General features: G+C 71.9%; 11 protein-coding genes. 6 read left to right on the top strand and 5 right to left on the bottom strand.

Annotated elements, in window-relative coordinates; genetic code table 11:
• Positions 1-99: 99 nt before the first annotated feature.
• Entirely contained in the window at positions 100-579 is a 480-nt protein-coding gene (locus tag FV226_RS25835) for a DUF3368 domain-containing protein (RefSeq protein ID WP_147765171.1), read from the bottom strand.
• 5 nt (positions 580-584) lie between these two features.
• Entirely contained in the window at positions 585-848 is a 264-nt protein-coding gene (locus tag FV226_RS25830; protein WP_147754063.1) for a UPF0175 family protein, read from the bottom strand.
• A gap of 114 nt (positions 849-962) precedes the next feature.
• Here FV226_RS25830 and FV226_RS25825 point away from each other — a divergent pair, with 114 nt between their 5' ends.
• From FV226_RS25825 to FV226_RS25805, 5 genes are all read left to right on the top strand, one after another.
• Positions 963-1,847: a TIGR01459 family HAD-type hydrolase gene (locus FV226_RS25825; protein WP_147765170.1), complete on the top strand. Its 885-nt coding sequence runs from the start codon at positions 963-965 to the stop codon at positions 1,845-1,847.
• 197 nt (positions 1,848-2,044) lie between these two features.
• Entirely contained in the window at positions 2,045-3,076 is a 1,032-nt protein-coding gene (locus FV226_RS25820; RefSeq protein WP_147765169.1) for an AraC family transcriptional regulator, read from the top strand.
• Between the two features lie 469 nt (positions 3,077-3,545).
• Positions 3,546-3,779 (top strand): hypothetical protein, encoded by a 234-nt coding sequence (locus FV226_RS25815; RefSeq protein WP_147765168.1) that lies wholly within the window; start codon positions 3,546-3,548, stop codon positions 3,777-3,779.
• Between the two features lie 187 nt (positions 3,780-3,966).
• Positions 3,967-4,170, top strand: coding sequence for a hypothetical protein (locus tag FV226_RS25810; RefSeq protein ID WP_147754068.1), 204 nt, complete (start codon positions 3,967-3,969; stop codon positions 4,168-4,170).
• A gap of 44 nt (positions 4,171-4,214) precedes the next feature.
• The gene (locus tag FV226_RS25805) at positions 4,215-5,972 is read left to right on the top strand and encodes a carbamoyltransferase C-terminal domain-containing protein (RefSeq protein ID WP_147765167.1); all 1,758 of its coding nucleotides are present in this window, start codon (positions 4,215-4,217) and stop codon (positions 5,970-5,972) included.
• A gap of 36 nt (positions 5,973-6,008) precedes the next feature.
• Here the strand turns inward: FV226_RS25805 and FV226_RS25800 are convergent, their stop codons facing one another.
• From FV226_RS25800 to FV226_RS25790, 3 genes are all read right to left on the bottom strand, one after another.
• Positions 6,009-6,698 carry a haloacid dehalogenase type II gene (locus tag FV226_RS25800; protein WP_147765166.1) on the bottom strand — a complete coding sequence of 230 codons (690 nt, stop codon included), beginning with the start codon at positions 6,696-6,698 and terminating at the stop codon, positions 6,009-6,011.
• Between the two features lie 8 nt (positions 6,699-6,706).
• Positions 6,707-7,201 carry a hypothetical protein gene (locus tag FV226_RS25795; protein WP_147754071.1) on the bottom strand — a complete coding sequence of 165 codons (495 nt, stop codon included), beginning with the start codon at positions 7,199-7,201 and terminating at the stop codon, positions 6,707-6,709.
• Positions 7,202-7,309: 108 nt separating this feature from the next.
• Positions 7,310-8,506, bottom strand: a complete 1,197-nt coding sequence (locus FV226_RS25790) for a PLP-dependent aspartate aminotransferase family protein (protein ID WP_147765165.1) — start codon at positions 8,504-8,506, stop codon at positions 7,310-7,312.
• 370 nt (positions 8,507-8,876) lie between these two features.
• Between FV226_RS25790 and FV226_RS25785 the strand changes: the two genes are divergently transcribed.
• Positions 8,877-9,407 carry a TspO/MBR family protein gene (locus FV226_RS25785; RefSeq protein WP_147765164.1) on the top strand — a complete coding sequence of 177 codons (531 nt, stop codon included), beginning with the start codon at positions 8,877-8,879 and terminating at the stop codon, positions 9,405-9,407.
• Positions 9,408-9,465 lie beyond the last annotated feature (58 nt).

Raw genomic sequence — 9,465 nt, 5'->3', positions numbered from 1 at the left:
CCGCCGGTCCCCTCCGCGCCGCCTGCCCCGGACGACCCGCCCGAGCCGGCCCCCGAGCGCCGCCCGTTCCGGGCGTTCCTGCGCCGGGCGAGCTGAGCGTCAGGGCTCGGGGTGCCGGGCGATCAAGGCATCGAAGAGCATGGGTCTGCAACGGAAGTTCGTCGCCCGCAGCCGGTCGACGGCGTCGCGCACGTCGAGAAGCCTGCGCCGCGCAGCCAGATCGATGATCCCGAGCGTGCCGGTGACGGCGACCCCCCTGGCCCGCGCCGCACCGACGCCGGCGCGATCGTCCATCAGGATCAGGTCCGCCGAGAGAGCGGAGGCCAAGCGCAGCGCCTCGCGCTCGCCGGCATCCAGCCTCCCGAGCGACGGGTCCGACCCGGTCGGATCGGGCTCGATCGCGAGCCAGGGCGGAGGCGCCGACATCCAGCCGCGCACCAGAACCGGCGCTTCGGGATGGCTCAACTCCCGACGCACCGTCTCGGGGATCGAGACCCCGGTCAGCAGGATCGGCAGCACCGAGATCCGACGGATCAGGACGAGGTAATGGAGCGGCCCGGTATCTGCGACGGCGCGCAACGGATCTAAAGGCCGAGGCGGTCGAGGTCGCGGCGGTCGGCGTCGAGGTCGGGCACGTCGTAGGCGACGAACACGTCGCGGGCCTTGAGGAAGGCGTCGAGCGCCGCGCGGGTGCCGAACCCGAGCAGGGCACGGAGCTCGGCCTGGGTCAGCCGGCCGGCGCGGAACTCCTCGACCGCGAAGGCCTCGAGCGCACGGCGCCCGAGGTCGCCGCCGTCGGCCGCGAGGCGGCGGGCGAGGTCGTCGGGGATGGGCACCGTCACGTTCATCCCGTGAGGCTACGCCGGGACCGCCGATCGCGCAAAGCGCCCGCGATTGCCAACCCGGGCCACGGCGCCTAACCCGGCCGGCGACCGCCCCAAAAAATCCGTCCGAGACCGCCGATGCCCGATCCGATCCCGACGCTGTCCGGCCTGTCCGGCATCGCGGATTCCTACGACCTGATCCTGTGCGACGTCTGGGGCGTGCTGCACGACGGCACCCGCGCCCACACGGCCGCCGGCGCGGCGCTGATCGCCTTTCGCGAGCGGCTCGGGCCGCGCCCGCGCCGGGTCGTGCTCGTCTCCAACGCACCCCGCCCCTGGGCCGGCGTGCAGCGCATCCTCGACGGCTACGGCGTGCCGCGGGGCGCCTACGACGCGATCCTCACCTCGGGCGACCTGACCCGGGCGCTGCTGGCCGAGCGGCCCGGCGCGCGGGTCCACCATCTCGGGCCCGAGCGCGACGGCCCGATCTTCGAAGGGCTCGACCTGACGCTGGTGCCGGCCGAGGCCTGCGACCTCCTGGTCAACACGGGCCTGTTCGACGACGCCACCGAGACGGCCGAGGATTACCGCGCGACGCTCGCCGCCCTGAAGGCCCGCGACGTGCCGATGATCTGCGCCAACCCCGACCTCGTGGTCGAGCGCGACGGCTCGCTCATCCCCTGCGCCGGCCTGCTGGCCGAGGCCTATGCCGAGATCGGCGGGGCGGTGACCTATGCCGGCAAGCCGCACCGGCCGGTCTACGAGGCGGCTTTGGCGATGGCCGCCGGCCTCGACGACGGCGCCGCGCCCGACCCCGCCCGCGTCCTGGCGGTGGGCGACGCGATCCGCACCGACATCGCCGGCGCGCATGGCTTCGGCATCGCCAGCCTGCTCGTCGCCCGCGGGATCCATGCCGAGGAACTCGGGGTCACGGCCGCCCACCACAGCCTCGGCGACGTCGCCGGTTGGCTCTCGCGCCAGCCGGTGCGGCCCGACGCGGTGATCGAACGGCTCGCCTGGTAGCCGGCAGGTCTCGGCGATCGGCGTCGCCTAGGAATTTCGTCGGATTGCCCTTAAACGATGATCCGCGGTGCCGGCCGGCCGACCGGCGCCGACGCCGCAACCGATGGTCCGCCCGCGATGTCCGACGCCGCATCGTTCCGATCGTTCGCCCGTCGCCGCATCGGGCCCGCCGTGCCGTCCGGTGTCGCCGGAGCCGCATGCCCGTCGACCGGACGCCCTGCGCGATGACGCGCCTGGCCCAGCGCGACCCGTCGGCGTGGCGTGCGCAGGAGCGTTTCGTCGCGCGCCTCGGCTCGCCGCGTCAGCTTCAGGTCTTCAACGATCGCGGCGGCATCGCGGTCAACTTCGACATCATGCGCTCGGTGATGCCCGACATCACGATCGTCGCCAGCCAGAGCGCGAGCTTTTCCCTATGGGAGACGACTTCGTCGAGCGGCTTCATCACCAAACCGAAGTTCAACGCCGAACTGGTGACGATCCGCTTCGTCACGAACGGCTGCATCACCTATCGCGATCGCTCCGGCGAAGCCCTCGGCACCCCGACGCACACCACGCTGGTCGGATTCGAGGACCTGCGTGAGGTCCGCGCCTCCGCCGGCTTCAGCGCCCTCAGCGCGACGATCTCCGTCGAAGCCTTGGCGGCGCGGCCAACGAAGCTCTCACGGGCGGCAGCCGCGACGGATTGCAGCCGCTCGGCCCCGGTCGCCGAACTGACGGCCCCCGGCATGCAGGCCCTGTTCTGCAGCCTACGGCAGATCTACGCGCAAAGCCCCGGCGTGCACCCACACGGCGACCTGATCATTCCCCTGATCCGCGAGATCTTCAGCTACCAGCTGCTCTCGGCCTGGCCGAAACGCGACACGCCGGTGCCGCATGCGACGCTGGACGCGCCGGCCCGGACGGTCCGCGCGGCCCTCGACTACATCGAGGCGCACCTGTCCGCCCCGCTGACGCTGCCCGACATCGCCGCCGCGGCCGGCCTCAGCGTCCGCTCGCTGCAGGACAAGTTCCGGCAGGCCGTCGGGCAGACGCCGGTCCAGTACATCATCGACAGCCGCCTGCGCAGGGTCCACCAAGATCTGCTCTCAGACAACAACGCGATGCATTCGATCGCCGAGATCGCCGTGCGCTGGGGCTTCGTCCACATGAGCGATTTCGGGCCGCGATACCGGCGGTTGTACGGCCGCGCGCCCTCCGAGACCCGGCGCGACGCCGACCGGCGGACTTGAATCCCAGGATGAGCCTCCGGCGAGACCGGCGATCCGAGCTCCACGGCCGATATGAAAAATGCGCAATAGAAGTGTAAAAATCGCGCACATTTGACACTTCTAGTTTAAAATCGGACAAACAACACATCTGATGACGGCTGCGGCGTTTCGTAGATCTGGATCCGGCCTATGCTTCCGATCGAATGCCTTTTATCGGAACCGAATGCTTTTCCAGGATCGGCAAGCCTTCGTCGAAACGATAGTCTTCGGCGTCCGTCATGCGCATCTTCGACATCTCCACGACACCTTCCGCCGACGCGTGCCGCGGGCTTCGCGACGTCCGCGTCGAAGCCGGTAGGCCCGATCCTCTGGAGAACGGGACGAGGGCCGAGACGCGGGCGCGCCGCCGCGCCGTGATCGCCGCCGTCCGCCCGCGTTCCGCCCCTTCCCGCCTCTCGCCGTGACGCCGATGCCGCATCGAGATCCCTGCATGACCGACACCTCACCGTCCGAGCGCACCGCTCAGACGCTGAAGCGCATCGCGACGGCCCTGCGGTGTACCGTCGACGACCTGGCGAACGGCAAGGACGACGGCCGCCCAGTCGCCGAGGCCCGGGAGCTGCTGACCCTGTGGGACGCAATCGAGGGCGACGCAGGCCGTCGGACGGTACTCGAGGTCGCCCGCGCGGTCGTGCGTGCGCAGTCGGCGCCCCCGACGCCCTAGCCCCCTTGATGGTCGCCGCGTCCTCAGGCGCGGCGGGACCCGCGACGCTCGGACCTGCCTTCGAGCCGACCCGGTATCGGCTTCGCCTGTGCCACGGCCAAGCTGCCATCTTGCGGCCCAGCCAGCCCCGGATGCTGTCGCCGACGGTCGCCGCCCGGACGAAGGCAGGACCAGAAGGGGCATCCCGATGATCGAAACCGTGAAGGCTCGCGCCGTGACGGCGCAGGACGAGCAGCGCCTGGAGCGCTCCGTCGCCGCGACCCTGCGGGTGATCGCCGCCGCCCACGCCGAGCGGACCGCCCCCCCGATCCACGCCGCCCGCCGGCGCCTCGGCGAGGTCTACGGCGCGACCCGCCTCGCCCGCCGCCTGGAGCGGGCGCCCCGCGCCTGAGCGGCGGTTGCCGGGTGGGCGCCGCGGCGTTAACCCGGTCGGCGATGCGGTATTATCTCGGCCTCGCCACCACCTTCCACGACCCTGCGCTCGCGCTGATCGGGCCCGACGGCACCGTCCTCTTCGCCGAGGGCGCCGAGCGGTTCCTGCAATACAAGCGCGCCCCGAACTGCGAGCCCGACCCGGCCACCCGCATGGTCGGGCTGCTCGCCGAATTCGTGCCGCAGGGCTCCGAGCTCGTCGTCGCCTCGACCTGGGGGCAGCAATTCACCGAGTTCCTGGAGGGGCAGGGCCGCGGCGGCGCCTTCACCCTCGACGCCTTGAGCCGGCACCCGCCGACGCTCAACCGCTCGTTCGTGCCCGAGCGCGCCGAGCGCATCTTCGTCGCCGAGATGGCGATCGCCCAGGCGCGTGCCGGCTACGGCACCCTGCTGGCGCTCGACCAGGAGACGCGGAGCCGCGGCGGCGACCCGCGGGCGCGGATCGTGCGGCAGGACCGCTTCCCCCACCACCTTACCCACGCGGCCTACGCCCTGTGGGGCAGCCCGTTCTCGGACGCGACGGCGGTGATCGTCGACGGCATGGGCGAGACCGGGGCGGCGGCGCTCTACCGGATGGAGACGGGCCGCATCGCCGAGGTGCGGCGCCACCGCGGTCGCGGCTCGGTCGGCTTCCTCTACGGGCTCGTCACGGACCTGGCCGGCTTCGACCAGCTCAAGGGCGAGGAATGGAAGATCATGGGGCTCGCGCCCTACGGCCGCACCGATCCGGGCCTCGTCGCGCAGCTCCGCCGCCTGTTCTCGGCCGAGAACGGCCGCCTGAAGTTCTCCGACGACGCCACCGTGCGCGATGTCGTCGCGACGATCCTGAGCCGCCGCCCGGCCGACCTCGGCGAGGCCGGCTGGGCCGATCTCGCCAAGAGCGGCCAGGACGTGTTTTCGGAGTTGATGGACGTCCTCGTCGCCGAGGCCTGGGTCCTGAGCCCGCACGAGAACCTGGTGATCGCGGGCGGCTGCGGCCTCAACTCGTCCTACAACGGCCGGGTGCTCGAACGTTCGGAATTTTGCCGGCTTCACGTCCCGTCCGCGCCGGGCGACGACGGCAACGCGATCGGTGCGGCTTGGCTCGCCTACGCCGCCGACAACCCGGACTGGACCGGGCCGGCGCCCGAGACCCGCCCGCTCACCCCCTACCTCGGCTCGCACGTTTCGACCGCGCCGATGGAGCGGCTGGCGGAGTGGGAGCCAAGCGCGCGACGCGTCGGCCACGCGGCGGCGACGCGGGAGGCGGCGAAGATCCTGGCGGCCGGCGGCCTCGTCGGCTGGGTCCAGGGCCGGGCCGAGTTCGGCCCGCGCTCGCTCGGCAACCGCTCGATTCTCGCCGACCCGCGGCCGGAGGGCGCCAAGGACGCACTCAACGCCAAGGTGAAGTACCGCGAGGCCTTCCGCCCCTTCGCGCCCTCGATCCTGGCCGAGGCCGGCCCCGACTGGTTCGAGGCCTACGCCGACAGCCCGTACATGGAGCGCACCCTGGTGTGGCGCGAATCCAAGCGCGACCAGGTCCCGGCGGTGGTGCACGCCGACGGCACCGGCCGGCTCCAGAGCGTGACGCCGGAGCGCAACCCGGCCTACGCCGCGCTGATCGCGGCCTTTGCCGAGATCACGAACGTCCCGATCCTGCTCAACACCAGCTTCAACGTGATGGGCAAGCCGATCCTTCACACGGCGGAAGACGCGATCCTGATGTTCTACACCACCGGCCTTGACGCCCTGGTGGTGGAGGATTGGATCGTGGTGAAATGAGCGGTTCGTAGAGGTGCCGGAGGCGCCGCCCCCCCTTCAGAACAACCCTTCGAGATCCGTCAGCACCGCCACCGGCGCCAGGTCGGCGTACTCGTCGGGCTTGGCGCCGCGGTTGATCCAGGCGCAGGCGAAGCCGAAGGCGGTGGCGCCGGCCACGTCCCAGCGGTTCGAAGAGCAGAACAGCACCGCCTCCGGGCTCACGCCGAGCGCCTCGCCGACGACGGCGTAGGCGCGCGGGTGCGTCTTGAACACCTGGGCTGCGTCGACCGAGAGCACCGTGTCGAGGTGCGGCCGGATGCCGGCGGCATCGACCGAGCGGCCGAGCATGGCCGCGTCGCCGTTGGAGAGGAGCGCGGTGGTGAGACCGCGCTCCCGCAGCCGCTCCAGCACGCCCGGCACTTCGGCGTAAGCGTCGAGGTCGCGGTAGGCGTCGAGCAACGTGTCGCGTAGGGCAGGGTCGACGCTCGCGTGGCTGGCCAGGGCGAAATCCAGCGCCCGCTCGGTGAGCTGCCAGAACGGGACGTAGCGCCCGATCAGCGACAGGTTCCAGCTGTACTCGACCTGCTTGGTCCGCCACAGCTCAGACAAACGCGCGGCGTCCGGCCCGACCGCGTCGGCGTGGCGCTGCACCGCCGAGTGCACGTCGAACAACGTGCCGTAGGCGTCGAACACCACCGCCGTGCGGCCTTCGAGCAGAGGACTTCCGAGTTTCGAAGTGGCTGACATCCGGGCCCCTACTTCTTGTCCAGCACCTCTATCGGGTTGGTGCGCTGGTTCGCGGCCGGCTCGCGGGTGAGGTTGCGGCTGCCCGATTCCTGCGGGGCCGCCTTGGCGCCCGGCGCGCCGGGGCCGCCTGTGGCGGTGCCACCGGAATTCGGCTGGGTCGGCACGGTGCCGCTGGCGAGCTCGAGGCAGGTCACCATCTCGACGTAGGACGGGTAGCCGCCGGCCTTGTACTGGTCCTCGCACTGGCGCTTGGCCGAGGGCGTGTAGTCGCCCCAGCGGCGCTCGGCCTCCTTCTTCGCGTCCCGCTCGGAGCGCAGGCAGCCGTCGACGTTGGCCTGGTCGCTGACGCCGCTGTTGGCGCGGCTCGCCGACTGGCAGGTCTTCGTGATGTCGAGGCTCGGCACCGTGTCGGCGAGCGCCCGGGTCGAGGCCGCCGGGGCGGCGAGGAGGGCGAGCGCCAGGGCCCCGGTGAGCGCGGCGCCGGCAAGGATGCGTGTCGTCATGGTCCGCTCTTGATCTTTCGGCGTGGAACGCGCCCCGAAGGTGTCAGGCACAACGCGCAGCCGGCCCGGGGGTCCCGCCGGACCAGAAATGATTCCACAGGGAGCCGCTCACGCTCCCGGATGCGCGGCCCGCAGCGCCGCGGCGAGGTCGGCGAACAGGTCGTCCGGGTCCTCGAGACCGGTGGAGAGTCGCAGCAGGTCGGGCGGGCACGGGGTGCCCGGCCCCTCGACGGAGGCGCGGTGCTCGATCAGGCTTTCGACGCCGCCGAGCGAGGTCGCCCGCTTCCACAGGCGCACCTGCGCGGCGGTGGCGATCGCCGCCGCCTCGCCCCCGGCGACCCGGATCGACAGCATCGCCCCGAACCCCTGCTCCATCTGCCGCGCGGCGACCGCGTGGCCCGGGTCGTCGGGCAGGCCCGGATACAGCACCCGCTCGACGTGCGGGTGCTGGGCGAAGCGGGCAGCGAGGTCGAGGGCGCCGGCGGATTGCGCGGCGGCACGCAAGGGAAAAGTGCGCAGGCTCCGCATCAGGAGGTAGGCCTCGAACGGCCCGAGGATCGCGCCGCCGCCGGCGCGGATCGAACCGATCCGGGTCCAGGCGGCGTCCTGCGCGGCGGTGGCTAGGACGCCGGCGACGACGTCGGAATGGCCGTTCAGGATCTTGGTGCCGGAATGCATGACGAGGTCGGCGCCGAGGCGCAGCGGCCGGGTGTGGAACGGCGAGGCGACGGTGGAGTCGACCGCGAGCCGCGCACCCGCCGCATGCGCGATCTCGGCCGCGGCGGCGATGTCGGTCACCGTCCAGAGCGGGTTGCCGGGGGTCTCGATCCAGACGAGCTTCGTCCGCCCCGGCCGCATCGCCCGCCGCAGGGCGTCGAGGTCGTCCATGGCAACGAAGTCGAGGTCGAGCCGCCGCCGCGGCGCCTCCTCACGCAGCCAGCGCTTCAGCGCCCAGTACATCACCGCCGGCGCGACCACGTGGTCGCCGGGCTCCAGCGCGCCGAACACCGCGGTCGCCGCCGCCATGCCGGAGCCGAACAGCATCGCGGCCGGCGCCTCCTCCAGCATCGCCAGCACGGCCTCCGCCTCGCGCACGGTCGCGTTGTCGGGCCGCGCGTAGGAGAAGCCGGAGGAATAGCCGTTGTCGGGGTCGCGGATGAAGGTGGTCGACACGTGCAGCGGCGCCACCACCGCGCGGGTCACCGGGTCGACGTGCCCCATCGCCTGCGCGGCGAGCGTGCGCTTCGACCAGGTGGGGGGCTGCGGAGCGTCCGGTTCGGGCTGGGTGTCGACGGGCAGGGTCATGGCGGCGTCCGATAGCGCATCGCGCCGCCAGCGTCATCGCTGGCGTGTCCGCGCGCCTCCACGTCCCGGGATACGGCAGATGTTTCGACGTGAAGCCTTATGCGAGGTTGTCACCGTCATTCCGGGTCGCCGAGGGCGTGCCCGGAATCCAGAACCGCAGGTCGTGCTTCAGCTGAAGCCGTCGGCGGCACTGAATCCCGGGCTTTGCTGCGCAGCCCCGGGATGACGGCGAGGGGTCGGGCCGATCGGAGTTGCCATCTCCCGCGACCGCGCGTTCTGGGTGTGGCGGCCGCGCGTCCTAGCGTCGGGGCATCACGCCTGACACGATCCACACCGACATCGCGATCCGAATCCGCAACGAGGTCCCCGTATGCCGCCCATCCAAGCCACCCCGATGCAGGTCCCGACGCGGCCGACCCTGCCCTGGTGGCTGCGGCTGCCCGCCGCGATCCTGCCGGTGGGGGCGACCTCGCTGATCGGCGGGCTGGCGACCGGGTCCGAGATCGGGGGATGGTATGCGGGCCTCGTCAAGCCGTCCTTCAACCCGCCGAACGCCGCCTTCCCGATCGCCTGGACGATTCTCGACGTGATGATGGTGGTCTCGCTCTGGCGCCTGCTGGGCGCACGACCGGCCACCGGGCCGGCGCAAGGGGGCTGGCGGCTGGCGCTCGTGGCGTTCGGCGTGCAGCTCGCGCTCAACGCCGCCTGGACGCCGGTGTTCTTCACGCGTCACGCCCTCGGAGCCGGTCTCGTGGTGGTGCTAGCCCTCCTCGTGATGGTGCTGTGGACGATCAAGCTGAGCTGGCGCGTCGACCGGATCGCGGCGTGGCTGCTGGTGCCCTACGCCGCGTGGGTCGCCTTCGCGAGCCTGCTCAACGCGGCGATCTGGCGGCTGAACTGACCGGGACTCGCTGCGGGGGCTCCCGGAAAACACGCTGATCCCGCCCCCGTCTGGCTCC

This window comes from Methylobacterium sp. WL12 (genome assembly GCF_008039475.1).
In the GTDB taxonomy this organism is placed as follows: Bacteria; Pseudomonadota; Alphaproteobacteria; order Rhizobiales; family Beijerinckiaceae; genus Methylobacterium; species Methylobacterium cerastii.
Note: the sequence above shows the minus strand (reverse complement) of the source record. Positions and strands in the feature narration are given on the sequence as shown.